Origin of the sequence: Streptomyces sp. NPDC101151 (assembly GCF_044768335.1) — a bacterium.
Classification (GTDB): Bacteria; Actinomycetota; Actinomycetes; order Streptomycetales; family Streptomycetaceae; genus Streptomyces.
Genome location: NZ_JBIWPP010000055.1, coordinates 1 through 19,465 on the forward strand (window position 1 = coordinate 1; position 19,465 = coordinate 19,465).

Annotated in this window: 17 protein-coding genes and 2 pseudogenes; 9 read left to right on the forward strand and 10 right to left on the reverse strand. The window is 71.2% G+C overall.

Going from position 1 to position 19,465, the window contains the following annotated elements; all coding sequences use genetic code 11:
• A partial coding sequence (locus tag ACIRU3_RS43680) for an alpha/beta fold hydrolase (RefSeq protein ID WP_404069368.1) occupies window positions 1-2,778 on the forward strand: 2,778 nt, incomplete at its 5' end.
• A 66-nt stretch (window positions 2,779-2,844) separates the two neighbouring features.
• Here ACIRU3_RS43680 and ACIRU3_RS43685 read toward each other — a convergent pair.
• Window positions 2,845-3,099, reverse strand: a complete 255-nt coding sequence (locus tag ACIRU3_RS43685) for a hypothetical protein (RefSeq protein WP_404069370.1) — start codon at window positions 3,097-3,099, stop codon at window positions 2,845-2,847.
• Between the two features lie 286 nt (window positions 3,100-3,385).
• On the opposite strand from ACIRU3_RS43685, the gene ACIRU3_RS43690 reads away from it, so the two are divergent.
• The 6 genes from ACIRU3_RS43690 (at window position 3,386) to ACIRU3_RS43715 (ending at window position 10,293) form a co-directional block, all read left to right on the forward strand.
• A complete protein-coding gene (locus ACIRU3_RS43690) occupies window positions 3,386-4,189 on the forward strand; it encodes an ABC transporter ATP-binding protein (RefSeq protein WP_404069372.1) in 804 nt (267 codons plus the stop codon).
• Window positions 4,189-6,696: an FtsX-like permease family protein gene (locus tag ACIRU3_RS43695; RefSeq protein WP_404069374.1), complete on the forward strand. Its 2,508-nt coding sequence runs from the start codon at window positions 4,189-4,191 to the stop codon at window positions 6,694-6,696. Before ACIRU3_RS43690 ends, ACIRU3_RS43695 begins: the two co-directional genes overlap by 1 nt.
• 86 nt (window positions 6,697-6,782) lie before the next feature.
• The gene (locus ACIRU3_RS43700) at window positions 6,783-8,081 is read left to right on the forward strand and encodes a sensor histidine kinase (protein ID WP_404069376.1); all 1,299 of its coding nucleotides are present in this window, start codon (window positions 6,783-6,785) and stop codon (window positions 8,079-8,081) included.
• Complete coding sequence (locus tag ACIRU3_RS43705; protein WP_404069378.1) at window positions 8,045-8,689, forward strand: response regulator; 645 nt, start codon at window positions 8,045-8,047, stop codon at window positions 8,687-8,689. Before ACIRU3_RS43700 ends, ACIRU3_RS43705 begins: the two co-directional genes overlap by 37 nt.
• A 114-nt stretch (window positions 8,690-8,803) precedes the next feature.
• Window positions 8,804-9,559 carry a thioesterase II family protein gene (locus ACIRU3_RS43710; RefSeq protein ID WP_404069380.1) on the forward strand — a complete coding sequence of 252 codons (756 nt, stop codon included), beginning with the start codon at window positions 8,804-8,806 and terminating at the stop codon, window positions 9,557-9,559.
• 332 nt (window positions 9,560-9,891) lie between these two features.
• Window positions 9,892-10,293 (forward strand): hypothetical protein, encoded by a 402-nt coding sequence (locus tag ACIRU3_RS43715; RefSeq protein WP_404069419.1) that lies wholly within the window; start codon window positions 9,892-9,894, stop codon window positions 10,291-10,293.
• Here the strand turns inward: ACIRU3_RS43715 and ACIRU3_RS43720 are convergent.
• A complete protein-coding gene (locus ACIRU3_RS43720) occupies window positions 10,234-11,823 on the reverse strand; it encodes an MFS transporter (protein WP_404069383.1) in 1,590 nt (529 codons plus the stop codon). The genes ACIRU3_RS43715 and ACIRU3_RS43720 overlap by 60 nt on opposite strands.
• Window positions 11,824-11,835: 12 nt before the next feature.
• Window positions 11,836-12,534, reverse strand: coding sequence for an SDR family oxidoreductase (locus ACIRU3_RS43725; RefSeq protein WP_404069385.1), 699 nt, complete (start codon window positions 12,532-12,534; stop codon window positions 11,836-11,838).
• Between the two features lie 108 nt (window positions 12,535-12,642).
• Here ACIRU3_RS43725 and ACIRU3_RS43730 point away from each other — a divergent pair, with 108 nt between their 5' ends.
• On the forward strand, window positions 12,643-13,149 hold the full coding sequence (locus tag ACIRU3_RS43730) for a winged helix-turn-helix transcriptional regulator (RefSeq protein WP_404069387.1): 507 nt from the start codon (window positions 12,643-12,645) through the stop codon (window positions 13,147-13,149).
• 128 nt (window positions 13,150-13,277) lie between these two features.
• Here ACIRU3_RS43730 and ACIRU3_RS43735 read toward each other — a convergent pair.
• Both ACIRU3_RS43735 and ACIRU3_RS43740 read right to left on the reverse strand, forming a co-directional pair.
• Window positions 13,278-13,355, reverse strand: a pseudogene (locus tag ACIRU3_RS43735) (NUDIX hydrolase); the annotation flags it as partial.
• Between the two features lie 86 nt (window positions 13,356-13,441).
• Window positions 13,442-13,666: pseudogene (locus tag ACIRU3_RS43740) on the reverse strand (transposase); the annotation flags it as partial.
• Window positions 13,667-13,737: 71 nt separating this feature from the next.
• Between ACIRU3_RS43740 and ACIRU3_RS43745 the strand changes: the two are divergent.
• Window positions 13,738-14,199, forward strand: a complete 462-nt coding sequence (locus ACIRU3_RS43745; RefSeq protein ID WP_404069389.1) for a DNA polymerase III subunit beta — start codon at window positions 13,738-13,740, stop codon at window positions 14,197-14,199.
• A gap of 34 nt (window positions 14,200-14,233) precedes the next feature.
• Here ACIRU3_RS43745 and ACIRU3_RS43750 read toward each other — a convergent pair whose 3' ends face one another.
• From ACIRU3_RS43750 to ACIRU3_RS43770, 5 genes are read right to left on the reverse strand one after another with little or no spacing between them, the layout of a single operon-like run.
• The gene (locus tag ACIRU3_RS43750) at window positions 14,234-15,460 is read right to left on the reverse strand and encodes an NAD(P)/FAD-dependent oxidoreductase (RefSeq protein ID WP_404069391.1); all 1,227 of its coding nucleotides are present in this window, start codon (window positions 15,458-15,460) and stop codon (window positions 14,234-14,236) included.
• A 27-nt stretch (window positions 15,461-15,487) separates the two neighbouring features.
• Window positions 15,488-16,411: a methylmalonyl-CoA mutase family protein gene (locus ACIRU3_RS43755; protein ID WP_404069393.1), complete on the reverse strand. Its 924-nt coding sequence runs from the start codon at window positions 16,409-16,411 to the stop codon at window positions 15,488-15,490.
• A 6-nt stretch (window positions 16,412-16,417) separates the two neighbouring features.
• The gene (locus ACIRU3_RS43760; protein WP_404069395.1) at window positions 16,418-16,609 is read right to left on the reverse strand and encodes a ferredoxin; all 192 of its coding nucleotides are present in this window, start codon (window positions 16,607-16,609) and stop codon (window positions 16,418-16,420) included.
• Window positions 16,610-16,635: 26 nt separating this feature from the next.
• Window positions 16,636-17,871, reverse strand: coding sequence for a cytochrome P450 (locus ACIRU3_RS43765; RefSeq protein ID WP_404069397.1), 1,236 nt, complete (start codon window positions 17,869-17,871; stop codon window positions 16,636-16,638).
• 43 nt (window positions 17,872-17,914) lie between these two features.
• Window positions 17,915-19,147, reverse strand: coding sequence for a cytochrome P450 (locus tag ACIRU3_RS43770; protein WP_404069421.1), 1,233 nt, complete (start codon window positions 19,145-19,147; stop codon window positions 17,915-17,917).
• Window positions 19,148-19,465: the final 318 nt, after the last annotated feature.

A 19,465-nucleotide genomic window follows, 5' to 3' on the forward strand; every position in this document is an offset into this window, starting at 1 on the left:
ACGCAGGCGGCTGCCGGTGTCGCGGGTGTCATCAAGATGGTGATGGCCATGCGCAACGGGATGCTGCCGAAGACTCTGCACGTGGATCAGCCGTCGACAAAGGTCGACTGGGACGCCGGCAAGGTACGCCTCCTCACCGAGGAGCAGGCATGGCCGGCGACGGACCGACCGCGCCGGGCCGGCATCTCCTCCTTCGGGATCAGCGGCACCAACGCCCACACGATCATCGAGGAGCCGTCCGCCGAGGACCGGCCCGTCACCGATGCCGACGCCGACGCCGACGCCCCGGCCGTCGTATGGCCCCTGTCCGGCCGGTCCGCACGGGCCCTCCCCGCGCAGGCCGAGCGGCTGCATGCCTTCCTGGCGGACCGCCCACAGCTGCACCCGGCGGCGGTCGCCCGGGCCCTCGGCACCCGGCGGGCCGTCCTCGACCACCGCGCGGCCGTCACCGGGACCGACCGGGACCAGCTCCTGGCGGCTCTGCACGCCCTCGCCACCGGGACGCTCGCACCCTCGGCGGTCGCCGGAAAGGCCCGGACGGGAGTCCGCACGGCGTTCCTGTTCACCGGCCAGGGCGCCCAGCGCCTCGGCATGGGCCTCGAACTGCGGTCCCGATACCAGGCGTTCGCCGAAGCCTTCGACGAGATCGACGCCAGGCTCGGAATGGACCTGGCCGGACTGCCGGCGGGCGCCGACGCCGACGCCGTCCACCGCACCCAGTACGCGCAGACGGCACTGTTCGCCTTCGAGGTGGCCCTGTTCCGGCTGCTGGAGTCCTTCGGCGTGAGGCCCGACATCCTGGCCGGGCACTCGGTCGGCGAACTCGCCGCCGCCCATGTGGCAGGCGTCCTCGACCTGGACGACGCCTGCACCCTGGTCGCGGCCCGCGGCCGTCTCATGCAGGCACTGCCCGAAGGCGGCGCGATGGTCGCCGTACAGGCCACCGAGGACGAGGTGCGGCCGCTGCTGGACGGCCGCGTCGGGCTCGCCGCGGTCAACGGCCCGTCGTCCGTGGTCCTTTCGGGCGAGGAGGATGCGGTGCTCGCCGCCGCCGAGGGATTCGCGAAGACCAAGCGGCTCGCCGTCTCCCACGCCTTCCACTCACCCCTGATGGACGGCATGCTCGACGAATTCCGGGCCGTGGCCGAGAAGCTGACCTTCCACCAGCAGCGCATCCCGCTGGTGTCCACCCTCACCGGCCGCCCCGCCGACGACGAGCAGCTGCGCGACCCCGGCTACTGGGTGCGGCACGTGCGGGAGACGGTCCGGTTCGCCGACGCCGTCGCCGCGCTCACCGCCACGGGCGTCGGCCGCTTCGTCGAACTCGGTCCCGATGCCGTCCTGACCGGCCTCGCCCGGGAGTGCCCGGAAGCCGACGGCGCCGTCTTCGTCGCCCTTGGCCGCCGTCACGGCAGCGAGCCCGCGGCCCTCGTGTCCGGCCTCGCCCGCCTGTACACCGACGGCCTCGCCCCCGACTGGGCAGCGCTCTTTCCCGGTACGGCCCACGCCGAACTGCCCACCTACGCCTTCCGGCACGAGCGGTACTGGCTGAACGCGGACGTGGCACTCACCGCCGCCCACCTCGCCGAGCCCCGGCCCGCCGCGGCCGACGCGACCGCGGACGCCGAGCCGTGGCGGCAGCGGCTCACCGGTGCGCCGCCGGCCGAACAGGAGGCGCTGCTGACCGACCTGGTCCGGGCCCGGACCGCCGCGGTCCTCGGCCATGCGGGACCGGAGGATGTCGAGCCCGACGCCGTCTTCCTGGAGATCGGCATGGACTCCGTCTCCGCGGCCGAACTGCGCAACGCCCTCGGCAACGCCCTGGGCGGCACACTGCCGGCCGGAGCCGTCTTCGACCACCGCACCCCGGCCGCCCTCGCGGCCGCCCTGCGCGGACACCTGACCGGCGGCGGGCCGGACCCGGCCGACGGCGTCACGGACCTCGAATCGGTCACCGGGCTGGTGCGGCGCGCGGCGGCAGACGGGCGGATGGCACAGGCCATCGACCTCCTGCGCACCGTCGCCGACATCCTCCCCGGCTTCTCCTCCCTGGCCGAACTCGCGGACCTCGCCGACCCGGTGCGGCCGGCCACCGGCGACGCCTCCCCGCGGCTCGTCTGCCTGCCCTCCCCGATGGCACTCGGCGGCGCCCATCAGTTCGCCCGATTCGCGCGGCACTTCCACGGCCGCCGTGACGTCCTGGTGCCCGCGATGCCCGGCTTCGGCCCCGGCGAGGCGCTGCCGCGATCCGTCGACGCGGTCGTGCAGGCGGTCGTCGAAGGCATCCGCCGGGCCTGCCCGGACGAACAGCCGTACGTGCTTCTCGGCTACTCCTCCGGCGGCCAGTTCGCCCACGCGGCGGCCGAGATCATGGAGAAGGCCGGACAGCCGGCCTCGGGCCTGGTGCTGCTGGACACCTATCTGCCCGGGGACGACGGCAAGGACGAACTGTGGCGGCAGATGTTCGACGGCATGCTGGACCGCGAGTCGTCCCTCGGCGGCTTCGGGGCCGCCCGCCTCGCCGCGATGAGCCGCTACAGCGAACTGATCCAGCACTGCGTGCCGGGCGCCCTGGCGGCACCCGTGCTGTTCGTGCGGCCCAAGGAGTCCTTCGCCACCGGCACCGGTACCGACGACTGGCGGGCCACCTGGCCCGCCGAGCACGAACCGGTCGACGTACCCGGCACGCACTTCACGATTCTGGAGGATTTCGCGGAGACCACCGCCGAAGCGGTCGAGGCGTGGCTGACGGCAACGCGAGCCGCCGGCACCTCCTGACACAGGGCGGAGGCCGAACGGGACGGGCGAGGGCGGCCGAAAGGCTGCCCGCGCCCCGCTATTTCCTCACTCGCCGGCCTCACGGAAATGCGCCAACCACGCTTGGATATCGCAGCGGATACTGTCCGGATCGACACCTAATTGACAGGCGATTTCGTCCGCTGCCGATTCCGGCTGCCAGTTGCTGCGCTGGAGCGCCAGCCACATCGTCGTGCCACGTGGGCCGCACCGGTGCCGCTTTCCCGTACGCCGGGAGAACAGCTCCAGATATCCGTCGGGCCGGACCTGCGCGGCCAGCTCGTGGTCAGGCCTCCTGGCCATGGGACTTCCCATCTTTCGTAGATTCTTCTGACGGCTTTGACGGTACCCGCAGATGCGCTGTGAGACACGGGTGTCAACCGGCCCTTTCGGAGGGAGCCAAATATGAGGACAAGGTGGTGACACCGCTTCACGAACTTCGCGGGCGGCCGCCGAAACCTGGTGTGCCGAGGTAGAGAAACCTCTACCTCGAACTGGCCGGACAATGCCAATGTGCCGCAGCCGCAGTCTTCCTAATCTGGTCCGCAGACACCGCGCGAGAAGCGCGTTATCTCATAGGGGAGCCCGAGTGCACACTTCACACGACCTCCGCCGGGCGGAGGCGGTACGGCTGGATGCCGTGTCGAAGACCTATGGCCGAGGAGACAGCCAGGTGGCCGCGCTCCGCGGGCTCACCATGAGCTTCGCCGACGGCACCTTCACCGCCGTGATGGGACCGTCCGGCTCGGGAAAGAGCACCTTTCTGCACTGCGCCGCCGGACTGGTACAGCCCAGTTCCGGCACGGTCACCGTGGGCGGCACCGACCTCGCGGGCCTGGACGACACCCGGCTGACCAAGCTGCGCCGCGACCGGATCGGCTTCATCTTCCAGTCCTTCAACCTGCTGCCCGCCCTGACGGTCATGCAGAACATCACGCTGCCGCTGCAACTGGCCGGACAGCGGCCCGACAAGGGGCTGATCCGCGAGGTCGTGCAGCGCGTGGGCCTGGCCGACCGCCTCGGTCACCTGCCGTCCCAGCTGTCCGGCGGCCAGCAGCAGCGTGTCGCCATCGCCCGCGCCCTGGTGACCCGCCCCGCGGTGGTCTTCGCCGACGAGCCCACCGGCGCGCTCGACACCCGCACCGCCGCCTCCGTGCTCACCCTCCTGCGCGAGTCCGTCGACACCGCCCGCCAGACGCTGGTCATGGTCACCCACGACCCGGTGGCCGCCTCGTACGCCGACCGCGTGGTCTTCCTCGCCGACGGCGCCTTCGCCGGCGAACTGCACCGGCCGACGGCCGACGCCGTCGCCGCCCGGATGACCAGGCTCGGCGCCTGGGAGGACGACACCCACCAGCAGGGCTCGCCGCTGTCCTCGGGAGGGCGTTACTGATGTGGCGCCTGGCACTGCGCACCCTGAAGTTCCGCAGGACGAGCTTCGTCGCGACCTTCCTCGCCATGTTCCTCGGCGCCGCCATCGTCATCGGCTGCGGCGGCCTGATGGAGACGGGCGTCCGCATGGCGGCCGACCCGCAGCGTCTGCAGGGCGCCCCGGTCGTCGTCACCGGCGAACAGACCTACGACTCCACCGCTCTGACGGAGCGTCACCGCATCGACCCCGGTCTGGTCGGCAAGGTGGCCCGGGCCGACGGCGTGCGCACGGCCGTCGGCGACGTGTCGCTCCCGGCCACCGTCCTCAAGGACGGCAAGCCGGTGACCGGCGAGTCCGCCTCGTACGGCCACGGCTGGGCAAGCGCCCGGCTCACCCCCTATACCCTCGCCGTCGGTGGATCCCCCGCCGCCGGCGGCGAGGTGGTCCTCGACTCGGGACTCGCGGACCGCGCCGACGCCCGTCCCGGCTCTTCGGTCGACATCGTCGTCCAGGGCACCACCCGGCGGTTCCGGGTGAGCGGCATCGCCGAACATCGCGGCGACCGCAATCCCGACGCCGCCGTGTTCTTCACGGACGACGAGGCACGCACCCTCGCCGGCGGCCGCATCGACTCCATCGGCGTCCTGCCCGCCGCCGGCAAGAGCGTCACCACCGTCGCCGACGCCGTGCGCTCGGCCGTCGGAGACCACGCCGAGGTGCTCACCGGCGAGCAGCGTGGACTCGCCGAACTGCCCGGCACCCTCCCCAGCAAGCGCACCGTCGTCATCCTCGCGGCCGTCTTCGGCTCCTCGGTCGTGCTGATCGTGATGTTCGGCGTCGCCTCCACCCTCGGCCTCTCGCTCCAGCAGCGCGCCCGTGAGATGGCCCTGCTGCGCGCCGTCGGCTCCACTCCGCAGCAACTGCGCCGGATGATCCTCACCGAGACGGCCGTGCTGTCGGTGGGCTCCGTGCTGCTCGCCCTGCTTCCCGGATGGGCCATCGGCCGGATGCTCTACGGGGTGCTCACCTCCAGCGGCGTGGTGTCGCCGGAGATCGTCTACCACTGCGGCTGGATCCCGATGGCTGTCGGAGCGATCGTCACCGTCCTCGCCGCGGCCGGCGCCACCCGCTTCGCCGGACGCAGGGCCGCCCGCACCGAGCCGGTCGCGGCCCTGGCCGAAGCCACCGCCGGCACCAGTTGGTTCAGCGTGACCCGGCTGCTGCTCGCGCTGTTCTTCCTCGCCAACGGCATTGGACTGGCGATCGCCACCACCACGATGGAGGACAGCCCCACCCTCGCCAGCACCGCCGGACCCGCCTCCGTGCTGTTCTGCATCGGCCTCGCCCTGCTCGCCCCCGGCATCACCAAGGCCATGGTGGCGCTGCTGCGGCTGCCGGTGCGCGCCCTCTCCGGACTCTCCGGCCACCTCGCGCTGCGCAACGCCGCCACCGCCAACGTCCGCATGGCCGGCGCCGTCGCCCCGATCGTCCTGCTCATCGGCATCGCCACCGGCACCCTGTACATGCAGTCCACCGAGGACCACGTCTCCAAGCGCTCCTACGACCAGAACATCCTCGCCCAGTACGTCCTCGACTCCACGACGGGCGGATTCGCACCCGGCGTCGTCGACCGGGTGCGCACCACACCCGGTGTGGCCGCGGCCTCCGAATTCGTCACCAGCCGCGGCTTCGTGGACCGCCCGGACGGCCCGGCCGACGCCGACCTGCGCGGCGTCTCCGCCGACGGCGTCCGGCAGAGCCTCGACCTGCCCGTCGTAGCCGGCTCCCTCACCGGCCTGCGCGGCGACACCGTGGCCCTGTCCGACAAGAAGGCCCGCGAGTACGGGTTGAAGGTCGGCGACCGGCTGCCCATGCACCTCGGCGACGGCACAGCCGTACGTCCCACCGTAGTGGCCCTGTACGCCGACAACCCAAAGCAGGAGTACCTGACCCTGCCCGCGGCGACCCTCGCCCCGCACACCGGCGACGGGCTGCCGCCGCAGATCCTGGTCCGCGCCGCACCCGGGAGCGGCACCGAAGTCCATGACCGCCTCGCCGCGCTGGCCGCCCGGGTACCCGGCACCGAACTGGACGACAGCTCCTCGCTGGCCGGCCGGAACAATCAGATCCAGCAGATCCTGGTGTCCGCCAACTACACCATCGTCGCCATGATCGTGGGGTACGCCGCGATCACCGTCGTCAACACCCTGGTGGCGGTCACCCGGAAGCGGCGCGCGGAGTTCGGCCTCCAGCGGCTCACCGGCGCGACCCGCGCCCAGGTGCTCCGCATGCTGACCGTCGAGGGCGTGCTGATCGGCGTCATCGCCACCGTGCTCGGCACGATCGCCTCCGCGACGACCATCGTTCCCTACAGCCTCGTCAAGAGCGACTCGTACCTGCCCTCCGGATCCATCGGCATCTATCTCGCCATCGTCGGCGGGTCGTTGCTGCTGGTGTTCGGTGCCACGCTGCTGCCCTCGTGGCGCGGTATGCGCAGCCCAGCAGTGGACACGGTGAAGGCCGCGTGAGCCACCCCTTGGCCGGGCCGTCCCCGCTTCCCCCGGGCGGGGGCGGCCCTTCCGTGACCGGTGGCCCGGGATGGGAACATGAGGGCATGAAGACTGTGCCGGTCGCGTGGCGCGGCCGCCTCCGCCGCGCCACCCTGGACACCCTGGTCGGTGTGGCCGTCGCCACCGGAGCCCTGCTGTCGGTCGTCCTCTTCGTCACCACCAGCTACTTCATCATCCTGTGCCTGATCGGCATCGGCTTTCTCGCGCTGCCCTACCTGACCCGCGCGGTGCGCCGGCTGTGCGACCTCAACCGGCGCGCGGCCACGCGCTCCGGCGTCCCGGTGGAGCGGCCCTACCGGCCCGAGCCGGAGGAGATCGAGAAGGACATCGTCGGCTGGATGCGGCGCTGCAAGTGGATCCTCGCCGACCCCGCGACCTGGCGGGATCTGCTGTGGCTGCTGCTCAACTGCGTGGTCGGCCTGGCCGGTTTCGTACCGGCCGCCCTGCTCTACTACGCGGGGGAGGGGCTGTTCCTGGCCTGCGGCCTGTGGCAGCCCATCGCGGAGAGCGGACCGGGCCGCTGGTACGCCTTCGTCACGGTCGACAGCTGGCCGGCCGCGCTGGCCGCCGCCCTGCTGGCACTCGTCGTGTTCACCGGCTGGCTGGTCCTCGGCCCGCTGGTCCTCAAGGGGTACGCCTACTTCGTCCGGTTCCTGCTCGGCCCGACCCGGCGGTCCCAACTGGCCACCCGGGTCCAGCACCTGTCGGAGACCCGCTCCGGCGCCCTCGACATCCAGGCCGCCGAACTGCGCCGCATCGAACGCGACCTGCACGACGGCGCACAGGCCCGGCTCGTCGGCCTGGGTCTCCAACTCGGCGCCGTGGACCGGAAGATGAGCCAGGACCCCGAGGAGGCGCGCCGGATGCTGCGGCAGGCGCGCTCCTCGTCCGTGCAGGCCCTGCGCGAACTGCGCGACCTGGTCCGCGGCATCCACCCGCCGGTCCTCGCGGAGCGGGGCCTGGCCGACGCCCTGCGCGCTCTGGGCCTGGCCAGCCCGCTGCACGTCACCGTGGTCGCGGATCTGACCGACAGGCTGCCCGACCCGGTCGAGTCCGCCGTGTACTTCGCGGTGTCGGAGCTGCTCACCAACGTTCTCAAGCATGCCGACGCCCAGCGGGTGGAGGTCGTCGCCTGGTGCGACGACGGCACTCTGCACGCGCGCGTCACCGACGACGGCCGCGGTGGCGCCGACGCCTCGGCCGGGAGTGGTCTGGAGGGCATCCGGCGGCGGCTGGCATCCTTTGACGGGGTCCTGGAGATCGACAGTCCCCCGGGCGGTCCGACCGTGATGAAGATGGAGCTACCGTGCGCGTTGTCCTCGCCGAAGACCTCTTCCTCCTGAGGCAGGGGATCATCCAACTGCTGGAGGCGTACGGATTCGAGGTGGCCGCCGCCGTCGACAACGGCACGGACCTCGCCGCCGCGATCGCCGAGCACCGGCCCGACCTCGCCATCGTCGACGTACGGCTGCCGCCCACCTTCACCACCGAGGGCCTCCAGGCCGCACTGCGTGCCCGCCGCGAGCAGCCCGGTCTGCCGATCCTCGTCCTCTCCCAGCACGTCGAGCAGATGTACGCCCGCGAGCTGCTGGCCGACGGCACGGGCGGCATCGGCTATCTGCTGAAGGACAGCGTGCTGGACGACGAGCAGTTCATCGACGCCGTACGCCGGGTCGCGGCCGGCGGAACGGCCATGGACCCGGCCGTGGTCGCCCAGTTGATGACCAGTCACTCCCGCGACGAGCCGCTGGCCGCGCTCAGCGCGCGTGAGCGCGAGGTGCTGGAGCTCATGGCCGAGGGCTGCTCGAACACGGCGATCGCCCAGCGGCTCACCGTCACCGAGGGCGCGGCCGCGAAGCACATCTCGAACATCTTCACCAAGCTGTTGCTGCCCCCGTCGAGCGACAGCAACCGCCGCGTGCTCGCGGTGCTGGCCTACCTCAACGCCTGAGCACACCGGTTGGGGCGGATAGGGGTGTCCGGTCGCCTCCGTGCTCGTGAGACTGCTGGGGCAACGCCGCGCGGCCTGCGCCGCGGCCACCGCCAGGAAGGGAACGCCCGCCCCATGACCACGCTCGCCGAGCAGGACCGCCTCTGGATCCGCCGCTACCACCCCCGTCCGGACGCGGCGGCCAGGCTGGTGTGCCTGCCCCACGCGGGCGGCTCCGCGGCCTTCTACCGCCCGGTGTCGGCGAGCATGCCGGCCTCCGTGGATGTGCTCGCCGTGCAGTACCCGGGGCGCCAGGACCGCCGCAACGAGCCGTGCGCCACGAGCCTTGACCAACTCGCCGACCACGTCACCTCCGTACTGCTGCCGTGGACGGACCGGCCCCTGCTCTTCTTCGGCCACAGCATGGGCGCGACCCTCGGCTTCGAGGTCGCCCGCCGGCTGGAACGCGACCACGGCGTCGTCCTGCGCGCACTGTTCGTCTCCGCCCGCCGGGCCCCCTCCTGCCCGCGCCACGAAACCGTCCATCTGCGTGACGACGACGGGCTCGTCGAGGAGATGCGGCAGCTGAGCGGAACGGACTCGGCCATCCTCGACGACGCCGAACTCATCCGCATGGCCCTGCCCGCGATCCGCGCCGACTACCGCGCCGCCGAGACCTACGTCTACGAGCCCGGCCCGAACCTTCGGTGTCCCGTAGTCAGCCTGGTCGGCGACGACGACCCCAAGGTCACCGTGGACGAGGCACGCGCCTGGTCGCGCCACACGGACGCGTCGGCCGAGTTCCACGCGTTCAAGGGCGGTCACTTCTACCTGACGTCCCATCAGCGGGAGGTCCTCGCCCTGCTGGCCGCCCATGCCGGGCCGCGCTAGGGGGGGCGTAGGGGAGCAAACCCCCGCCACCGCCTCACTGGAGCTGTCCCGTAAGGTCCGCGCTGGTGCTGGACGCGCGAGTCGCAAGCCGTGCGACGGAACGAACTTGCCACTTGTCAGCTCTACGGGATGGCATGCCCTCATGAGCAGAATGGCGCAGGTCCTAGTCCTTGCACGGTACGAGGACGAGGTGATGGAGCCGCTGACGCGGTTTGACGAGACGCGTACTTGGCGCGGCTGTTTCGAGCGGATACCGGATTGGTTCGTCGGCGGGTGGTATCTCGAGTTCTTCCGGGAGAGCCGACGGCCTGCGTGACGTGTTCGTGGCTGTCATGATCTGGGGCTCGGGTACCTCCAACGGACGTGGGCCGCGGTACACCGAAGCGGCCCTGTCCGACCCGGGCATGCCCAGGGTCCTCCGGACCACGCGCGAAGTGCCTGACCATGTGCCGGTCCTGGCGCTTTGCCATGCCGTACGGGGTGGGGGTGGTTGCTGTACCCGCCTGCTGTACAGCAGGCGGGACCGGCCGATGGCATGGTCGGCCGGTCCCAGGGCCGGCACCAGCGTGCTCCCGGCCGATTCTGCGACTGGTGTAGGTCCTTCACCGCAGGCCCCGGCCCGGTCGGCATCGCTGCGCAGGCAAATCCACGGTTCTCGGTGCCGCTCCTGGAAGCTACGCGTCAGTCGTCGTGCCGGTGGTGTGGTGCGGTCGGTTGTGCACCAGAAGCGCTGAGGCGAGGGCCGCGCACAGGAATACGGCGGCGATGACGGTCATGCCGGCATGGACGCCCGAGGTGAAGGCGTCGCCGACCGCCGCGGTCACATTCGGCGGGGCCGCTGGGTGGCCGCCGTTGCCGGTGGAAACGGCGTGCTCGACGGCGGGCCAGGCTGCTCGGGGCACGTGGTGAGCGCCGAGCCGGGTCGGCAGTTGGGACTGAAGCCGGCTGGCGAGGAGTGCGCCGAGGAGGGAGGAGCCAGTGACGGATCCGATCTGGCGGAAGGCGTTGACGGCTCCGGAGGCCATGCCGGCGCGTTCATGGGAGACGCTGACCAGGGCGGCGGCGGTGCTCGGCGCGGCCACCATCCCGCATGCGACTCCGAAGAGCACGTACAGCCACCACACCCGGGCATAGGGGGTGGTCGGCTCCAGCGTGGTGAATCCGGTCGTGGCAGCGGCTCCGATGAGGAAGCCCAGGGTCAGCGGGAGCTTGAAGCCGGTGCGGCGGATCACGCGTCCGGTCGCGTAGGCGACGATGACGTAGACGCCGAAGAAGGCCAGCAGTCGCCATCCCACGTCCAGGGCGGACAGATGCTGGACGCGCTCGTAGAAGAGCACCGACAGGATGGCCATGCCGGTGAAGCCGAACAGGGAAACGGCCGCGACGAACATGACAGCGCTGAACGACGCCGACCGGAACAGGGTGATGTCCAGCATGGGCGTGCGGCCCGTACGCTCGACAAGAACGAAACCGGTCAGGGCCGCCGCCGCTATGAACCAGGTGATGAGGATCCGGGGACTGGTGTAGCCGTCGTGTCCGCCTTCGATGAGGGCGTAGACGAGGGCGGCGATACCCAGGACGGCCAGGAGCTGGCCCGGGATGTCGAGCTTGCCGCCCGGGCCGCGCGACTCGGCGACGAAGACAGCGGCGGCCATGGTGACCACGGCAAGGACCGCGGTCGACAAGAAGACCGTGTTCCAGTGGAAGTGGTCCAGCAATGTGCCCGCGATCAGAGGGCCCAGGGCCAGCCCGATGCCGGAGGAGGCTGCCCAGGCGGTGACGACTTCGGTGCGCCGGTGTGGGTCGGGGAAAGTAGCTCCCAGGATGGCCAGGCTGTTGGGCAGGATGAGAGCGGCGCCGAGACCGGAGACAAGCTGACCGGCGATGACGCCGCCTGCTGAACCCGCGGCGTAGACGGTGAGCGACCCAATGATCATGATCGCGGTGCCGGCTAGGAAGGCGCGCTTGCGGCCGTAGAGGTTGCCGACGGTGCCCGCGGACATCACCAGACTGGCCACGAGCAGGGTGTACGCGGAGGGGATCCAGACGAGGCCGGTTGGGGAGACGTGCAGGTCGTCCTGGATGGCCGACAGTGCCGACACCGATGCGGTGATCAGCAGAAAGGTCGTCATGCAACCCAGGCACATCGCGACGAGCGCGACGGCCGCGGCGAAGCGGGAGGGCTGGTGTGAGGAGAGCTGGTTGCCGGGTTGCTCGTCGGCCGGCTCGAGTCGGCCCGCGGCGGGGGAAGGGGTGGAAGCCATGGTGTCCTCGTCTCAGCCGAGCTGCGGGTAGAGGGCGGCGACGCCACCGGAGAGGTCGGCCTGTACCTGGCGGCTGACGTCGTCGACGACGATCTCGGCAGCGCCGGAGGCGATGCCGTCAACGGCCGCGCGGGCGACGTCCGCCGGGTCGCTCTTGGGCCCGGCGACATGGCGGGCCATGTCGGTGTCCATGTAGCCGACGTGGAGTCCGGCCACGGTGATGCCCCGGGGTGCAAGCTGCTGACGCATCGCGTTGGTCAGGCTCCATTGCGCGGCCTTGGCTGCGGAGTAGGCACCGACGGTGGGAAGACTGATCCACGACAGCGCGGACAGGATGTTGAGGACGGCGCCTCCGCCCTGGGCCTCGATCACCGGGGCGAAAGCCCGGATCATGCTGAGGGTGCCCAGGTAGTGGGTCTCCATCTCCAGGCGGACGGCGTCCCAACCGCCGGTCAGTAGATCGGCACCCGTGGAACTGCCCGCATTGTTGATCAGCACGGAGATGCCACGGGCCTCCTCGGCAGCCGCGGCCACGGAGGCGGGGTCGGTGACGTCGATCCGGATCGCTTTCACGCCGGGTAGATCGATCTGGTCCGGTCGGCGGCTCGCCCCGTACACCGTGGCGCCGCGCGCGACCAGTTCCTGAGCGAGTGCCCTTCCGAGCCCGCGGTTGGCCCCGGTGACCAGGACGGTTGCTGTGTTGATGTCCATCATTCTTCCCTCGGGGTGCGCGCACCCCAGCTGACTTACGATTGCAGAAGTTAGCCGTGACGTTATAGCCTGGCTATGCATGAGGCAAGTCAGGTGAAGGGTTGAGAGATGAAAGATCTGTTGACGGAACGGGACGCCTGGTCCATGGCCAACTGCTCCATCGCCAGGACTCTGGAGATCGTTGGCACCAGGACAGCGCTGCTGATCATGCGCGAGGCGTTCTTCGGCACGCGTCGCTTCGACGACTTCGCCAAGCGCGTGGGCATCGGCGAACCCGCCGCCTCGGCGCGCCTGAAGGAACTGACCGCCGCCGGACTCTTGGAGCGCGTCCCCTACCAGGAGCCCGGGCAGCGGACCCGCTACGCCTATCAGCCGACCCAGAAGGGCCGGGACTTCCTGCCCGTCCTCGTGGCGCTGCGGCAGTGGGGTGACACCTGGGCCACGGACGAACAGGGGCCCCCCGTGGTGCTAGGCCACAAGGAATGCGGTAGCGCGGTGCACGCGGTACTCCGCTGCGACGACGGCCACGACGTGCAACTCGGGGACTCGTTTGTCCACGCCGGCCCGGGTCTCATTCGCGTCAGCCCGGAGAGCCCTGAACCTGGCGGCGGCTGAAACACCGGGCAGGACGATTCCACCGAGCAATGATCACCGGCTGACCGCTCCTCCCTGCCGGCGAGGCACGATCCAGCAGGAGTGGCCCGCCCACGTCGTCGCCGCCCGGCACGCGACATCGACACGCACGCCCCCGCCTCGTCGGCGAGCTCGGTGACCTCCTGGCGGGTGACCCGGCGCAGAGCGCCGGTCTCGTCACCGGTGGTACGTCAAAGGCTCCGGACCGTATCGGTCCGGGGCCTTTGCCCTGGGGCCGGGCTTTCTTGAGGCGTCTCCAGCAGATGAGGCTGCAGGCCAGGGAGACGAGGGCGTCGTGCAGGTCGAGGCGTCGTTCCCAGCGGACAGCCAGACGCTTGAAATGGTGCAGGAGCGAGAAGGTCTGCTCGACGACGTAACGGAGCTTTCTCAGGTCCTTGATGTTCGGAGCGCCCTTGCGGGAGATCACCGGCAGGATGCGGCGCCTGCGCAGTTCGCGCCGGTTGGGGTTGTTGTCGTAGCCCTTATCGCCCAGAAGCGCGTCGGGGCGCCTGTGCGGACTCGGGGCTGATCCGCATCGGGCTCACCGACACGGGTGGCTCGGGTGGTGCCTTGATCGCCTTCGAGGGAACCGGGATGCGTACGACACTGCGGTTGCTGGAAGGGCGGCTGCCGCGCTACGACAAGTTGTTCACGCTGGACAGCCCGGCAGTCGCGGTCACGCAGCGGGAGGCGCTCGCCGACGCGGTCCGCCGAGTCGCGGTCGTAGCGGAGCCGGACAGCCCGATCCGGCTCGACTTCTCCGCCCAGGGAACCGTCCTCCTGCAAGCGGGCTACGAAGACGACATCGCTTCGCAGGCGCTCGCGGCCACGTTGGCCGACGCCGATGAGCTGGCGGTCGCCTTCAACCCCGCGTACTTGCTGGAAGCCCTCAACTCCTTCAACGCCTCCCAAGTGCGCTTTGAACTTCTGGGCCCCGGCCGGCGGGCACTGCTCAGTGGCGTACCGGACGCGGATGACGCGGCACGTGAAGACCACCGCCATCTACTCATATCCGTACGGCAACTGAGCTGACGAGCACCCGGAGCGACCGCTTGGAGTAGATCGTCTAGGCGGTGATCGAGCCGGTGAGCGCGGCCTCCCACGGAGAGCGGGCCGCCACGAGGGAGCGCCACGCGCGCACCGTCGTCGGTGACACTCCCGCGGCGAGCACGCCGGCGATCCGGTCTCCGGTCCGGTAGGCGACGAGCAGCCGCCGCCCGGCGAAGTCACTGTCGAGGACACGTGCTTCGTCGTGGCCGCGCAGCCGGCCGTGCGCCTGGAACCTGGTGCCGTACTGGTCGGACCAGAAGTACGGCACCGGGGCGAACGGCCGCCGCTCCCCGGGACCGACGAGACCACGGGCGACGGCCATGGCCTGCTCGGTCGCGTTGGTGCGGTGCTCGACGCGCATCGCCGTACCGAACAGCGGGTTGTACCAGCGGGCCACGTCGCCGACCCCGTACACGCCGGGCCCGGCGCGGCAGTACTCGTCGCACAGCAGTCCGTCCTGGACGGTGAGCCCGCTGTCCGCGAGCCACTCGGTGTTGGGCGCGGAGCCGATGGCCACGAGCACATCGTCGGCCGGCACCACGGTCGTCCCGGGGGACGCATCGGTCAGCCGCACGCCGGTCACCCTGCCCTCGGCGCTCAGGACTTCGGTGACGGAGGCAGCTGCGCACACCGCGACTCCGTGGTCCTGGTGGAGGCGGGCCAGGAACCGTCCGGCCTGCTCACCGACGGCCGGTGCCAGCGGCACCGGGGCCGACTCCACCAGCGTCACCCCGACGCCGAGACCACGGGCCGCGGCCGCCACCTCCGTGCCGAGGAACCCGGCGCCGACGACGACCAGCCGGCGGCCCCGGCGCAGCCGCGCCCGCAGCGCCAGCGCGTCCCGGAGCGTGCGCAGCGTGTGCACTCCGGCGACGCCGTCGGTGCCGGGCAGGCGCCGGGCCCGGACACCGGTCGCGACGACCAGGGCGTCGTACTCCAGCCCGGTACCGTCGGCCAGCGTGACCGACCGTGCGCCGGGATCCAGCCGCGCCGCCGGCACACCGAGGCGCAACTCCAGTGCCAGAGCGTTCAGATCGGCGGTCGGGCGCAGCGCGAGCCGCTCCGGCTCCCAGTGGCCGCACAGCAGTTGCTTGGACAGCGGCGGGCGGTCGTAGGGCGGCTCGGCCTCGTCACCGACGAGCGTGATCGCACCCTCGTATCCCGCCCGGCGCAGTGCCTCGGCGGCGCCCAGGCCGCCTGCCGAAGCGCCGACCACGACGACCCGGTTCAAGACTGCCTTCATCAGGGTTCCTCCGGCGCTCGGGGGTGGCTACGGGTACTCGACTTGTGCACGGCGGGCACGGCGCGGGCCGTTCGTGAGACCGGTGCCGCCAGGTGCGCAGCTGCCCCAGGTCTCCCGCAGCGCGTCGCAGATCTCGCCCACCGTCGCGCCGGCGGCGAGCGCCTCCTTCATGGGATACAGGACGTTGTCCTGCCCCGACGCCGCCCTTCGCAGCTCGTCGACGCGGAGGCCCACACGGTCCTGGTCGCGCCAGGCGCGATGTTTGGCCAGGCGTTCGGCCTGCCGGGCCTCGGCTGCGGGGCCGAGGACGGAGTCGTCCGCGTCCGGGCCCGCCGCCACCGCCGCAGGGCCGTACCCGGCGCCGTCGGCCACGCCGAACGCGATCTCCCGCGCCGGGGAGGCCCCTGCCCCGGCCAGGGAGCGGCCGGAGACCGAGAGCGTCCGCCACCCCGGGATCTCGGCCTTGCAGTACGTGAGGATGTCCGTGGTCAGCCGTAGCGCGGGCCCGGGCGGGAAAATGCACGTCCCGTGGGAGACGCACCGCGTGCGCACGTCGTTCTGGATCGCGCCGGTGAGCCTGTCGGCCGGGACGCCGTGCTCCTCCGCAACCAGCTGGTACAGCAGCAGGAGGAGCGCGGCCGGTGCGTCGACCGCCATCGACGTGGACACCCTGTCCAGCGGTATGCCGCTCAACAGCACCCGCATGTCGTCCAGGGAGTCGATGGCCACGCCGTCCCGGCCGACCGCGCCACGCGCGACGGGCGCGTCGGAGTCGTGGCCCAGCCGGGTGGGCAGGTCGAAGGCGAAGGACAGGCCGGTGGCGCCGTGCGCGATCAGCCGGCGGTACCGGGCGTTGGACTCCTCCGCCGTGCCGAAGCCGGCGTACGGGCGCCGGGGCCGGGGGCCGCGGCCGGTGTATGACGTCGCGGGGGAGCGAAGTCCGTCCGGCACGGCTCTTCAGCCGTGCAGGCGGATGGAGCGCGACGGGCACAGGTCGGCGGCCTGGTGGATCTCCTCGCGGAACTCCCCGGACGGCTCCTCCCGCAGGACGACGACCAGACCGTCGTCGTCCTGGTCGAACACCTCGGGGCTGAGCAGCACGCACTGTCCGGAGCCCACGCACCGGTCGCGTTCGGCGGTGACACGCATGAGGGGGACTCCGATCGGGTCGGCCGTCACCAGGTGACGGGGAGTTCGTAGACGCCGTAGACCATGGCGTCGTCCTTGAACCGCAGCTCGTCCGGTGTGGCGGCCAGCCGGAGGCCGGGGATGCGGCGCAGCAGCGTGCCGTAGACGGCCTCCAGTTCCACCCGGGCGAGGTTGGCGCCGATGCACTGGTGGATTCCGTAGCCGAAGGCGAGGTGGCTGCGGGCCTCCTTGCGGTGGATGTCGAGGGTGCCCGGGTCCGGGAAGACGGACTCGTCGTGGTCGGCCGCGTTGTTCAGCGCGAGGATGCCCTCACCGGCGCGGATGGTGACGTCTCCGACCTCGATGTCCGCCACCGCCACCCGCGCCGTGCCGGAGTCGGAGATGGAGAAGACACGGAGCAGCTCCTCGATGGCGTTGGGGAGGAGCGCGGGGTCGGCCTGCAGCTCGGCCATCTGGTCGGGGTGCCGCAGCAGGGCCAGCACGCCGAGGGCGATCATGTTGGCAGTCGTCTCATGGCCGCCGACCAGCATCAGCCGCGCCATCGTCACCACGTCGACGTGGTCGGCGACCTGCTCGGCGTGGTTCTTCTCCAGGAAACGGCTGATGAGGTCGTCCCCCGGCTCGTTCTCCTTGAGGGTGACGAGCTTGTCCAGGTACATGTCCAGGGCCTGCACCGCGGCCCCGTACTCCGCCGGGCTCAGATCGTGGTTCATCATCGCCGCCGACCACTCCTCGAACTGGGCGTGGTCCTCGTAGGGCACGCCGAGCAGCTCGCAGATCACCAGCGAGGGCACCGGCAGCGCGAGGGCGGTGACCAGGTCCACGGGGCCGCCCGCGGCCAGCATCGCGTCGACGTGCTCGTCGACGATCTCCTGGATGCGCGGGCGCATCTCCTTCACCCGCCGTGCCGTGAACTCCGGTATGAGCATGCGCCGTTGCGCGGTGTGCTCCGGCGGGTCCATGTTCAGCAGCATCAGCCGGACCTGCGCCAGCATTTCCTCGGGAATGGGGAACTGGTGCGGGTAGCCCGGCAGTTTCAGGTTGGAGCTCACCCGGCTGTCGCCCAGCACCTGCCGGACGTGCTCGTGCCGGGTGACCAGCCAGGTCGTCTTGCCGTTCACCTTCAGCGCGGCGCGTGAGACGGGGTTGTCCGTGCGCATCTCGGCATACTCGCGCGGCTCGCTGAACGGGCAGGTGCGCCGCATCGGGAACTGCGCGAGCGGCGACCCCGTCTCGGGTGCGGTGTCGGCGGACTGGGTCATGGCTGCCTTTCGGTGACGGAACGGTTGGTGTGGGGGAGGTCCGTCACCAGGTGACGGGCAGCTCGTACAGGCCGTAGACGATGGCGTCGTCCTTGAACCGCAGCTCCTCGACCGGGGTGGCCAGGCGCAGCGCCGGGATGCGCCGCAGCAGTGTCGTGTAGACGACGTCCAGCTCCATGCGCGCCAGGTTCTGGCCGATGCACTGGTGGACGCCGTAGCCGAACGCCAGGTGGCTGCGGGCCTCGCGCCGCACGTCCAGCCGGTCGGGGTCGGGGAAGACACGCTCGTCGTGGTTGGCCGCGTTGTTCAGCGGCAGGATGCCCTCTCCGGCCCGGATGGTCGCCCCGTCCAGCTCGATGTCCTCCAGGGCGACCCGCGCGGTGCCCGCGTCGGAGATGGAGAAGAAGCGCAGCAGCTCCTCCACCGCCTTCGGCATCAGCTCCGGCTCCTCGCGTACGGCGTCGAGCTGCTCGGGGTGCTCCAGCAGGGCCAGCACCCCCAGCGCGATCATGTTGGCGGTGGTCTCGTGGCCGGTGACCAGCATCAGCTTGGCCATGCTGACGATGTCGGAGTGCTCCACCGCGGGCGCGTTCCGGTTGAATTCGATCAGCCGGCTGATCATGTCGTCGCCCGGCTCGCTCTCCTTGGCGGTGACCAGCCCGTCCACGTACCGGTCCAGCTCGTAGTGCGCGAGGCCCCGGTCCTCGTCGCTGATGTCGTGGTTCATGATGGCCCACGCCCACTCCTCGAACCGGCCGTGGTCCTCGTACGGGACTCCGAGCAGTTCACAGATGACGAGGGAGGGCACCGGCAGCGCGAGGGCGGTGACCAGGTCCACCGGGGCGTCGGCTCCCTTGGCGAGCATCTGGTCGATCTGCTGGTCCACGATCTGCTGCACCCGCTCGCGCAGCTCGCGCATCCGCCGGACGCTGAACTCCGGGGCCAGCATGCGACGTTGCACCGTATGGTCCGGCGGGTCCATGGAGAGGAAGGTCAGCGGCACCGACTGGAGCGTCTCCTCGGGCACCGGCACCTGAAGCGGATACCCGGGCAGCTTCAGGTTCGCGCTGACCCGCGAGTCGCCCAGCAGCTTCTTGTACAGGTCGTGCCGGGTGATCAGCCAGGTGGGCTTGCCGTTGACCTTCAGCTGCGCCCGCGAGACCGGCTCGGTCTCGCGCAGGTCGGCGTAGGCGGCCGGCGGGCTGAAGGGACAGGCCCGCCGCATCGGGAACTCCGGCAGAGCGGCCTCGGCGGCCGGTTCGGCAGCTGCAGTCATCATGTCCTCTTCGCACGGGAGGGAACGGGCCGCGCCGACATCGGAGCAGGTCCGGGCTCGGCGCCGGTGCGGCGCTGTCGGCCGTCCCTCGGACGCTAGGCAGCCACGGCCCAAGGCCCCAACCCCTAGGCGCCCCTAAGGGCTTGGCAGACGTACGCCGGCCCCCCGGCCGGAACCCCGACCCCTGTCCCGCGGGCCCCTACGGGTTCCGGGCTCCGCCGGTGCGGCACGGACGATCCGGGCCGCGGGCGCGGCACGGGTGTTCGGCCGGCCGGACAGCGCTAGGGGCGGCTAGGGGTCTGGCGGGCGCGCAGCGGC

Excerpts from the sequence above, each read along its gene's own strand:
- ACIRU3_RS43685 (WP_404069370.1), bottom strand. The coding sequence starts at position 3,099 with ATGGCCAGGAGGCCTGACCACGAGCTGGCCGCGCAGGTCCGGCCCGAC.
- ACIRU3_RS43695 (WP_404069374.1), top strand. The coding sequence starts at position 4,189 with ATGTGGCGCCTGGCACTGCGCACCCTGAAGTTCCGCAGGACGAGCTTC.
- ACIRU3_RS43700 (WP_404069376.1), top strand. The coding sequence starts at position 6,783 with ATGAAGACTGTGCCGGTCGCGTGGCGCGGCCGCCTCCGCCGCGCCACC.
- ACIRU3_RS43710 (WP_404069380.1), top strand. The coding sequence starts at position 8,804 with ATGACCACGCTCGCCGAGCAGGACCGCCTCTGGATCCGCCGCTACCAC.
- ACIRU3_RS43715 (WP_404069419.1), top strand. The coding sequence starts at position 9,892 with ATGATCTGGGGCTCGGGTACCTCCAACGGACGTGGGCCGCGGTACACC.
- ACIRU3_RS43720 (WP_404069383.1), bottom strand. The coding sequence starts at position 11,823 with ATGGCTTCCACCCCTTCCCCCGCCGCGGGCCGACTCGAGCCGGCCGAC.
- ACIRU3_RS43725 (WP_404069385.1), bottom strand. The coding sequence starts at position 12,534 with ATGGACATCAACACAGCAACCGTCCTGGTCACCGGGGCCAACCGCGGG.
- ACIRU3_RS43730 (WP_404069387.1), top strand. The coding sequence starts at position 12,643 with ATGAAAGATCTGTTGACGGAACGGGACGCCTGGTCCATGGCCAACTGC.
- ACIRU3_RS43750 (WP_404069391.1), bottom strand. The coding sequence starts at position 15,460 with ATGAAGGCAGTCTTGAACCGGGTCGTCGTGGTCGGCGCTTCGGCAGGC.
- ACIRU3_RS43760 (WP_404069395.1), bottom strand. The coding sequence starts at position 16,609 with ATGCGTGTCACCGCCGAACGCGACCGGTGCGTGGGCTCCGGACAGTGC.
- ACIRU3_RS43765 (WP_404069397.1), bottom strand. The coding sequence starts at position 17,871 with ATGACCCAGTCCGCCGACACCGCACCCGAGACGGGGTCGCCGCTCGCG.
- ACIRU3_RS43770 (WP_404069421.1), bottom strand. The coding sequence starts at position 19,147 with ATGACTGCAGCTGCCGAACCGGCCGCCGAGGCCGCTCTGCCGGAGTTC.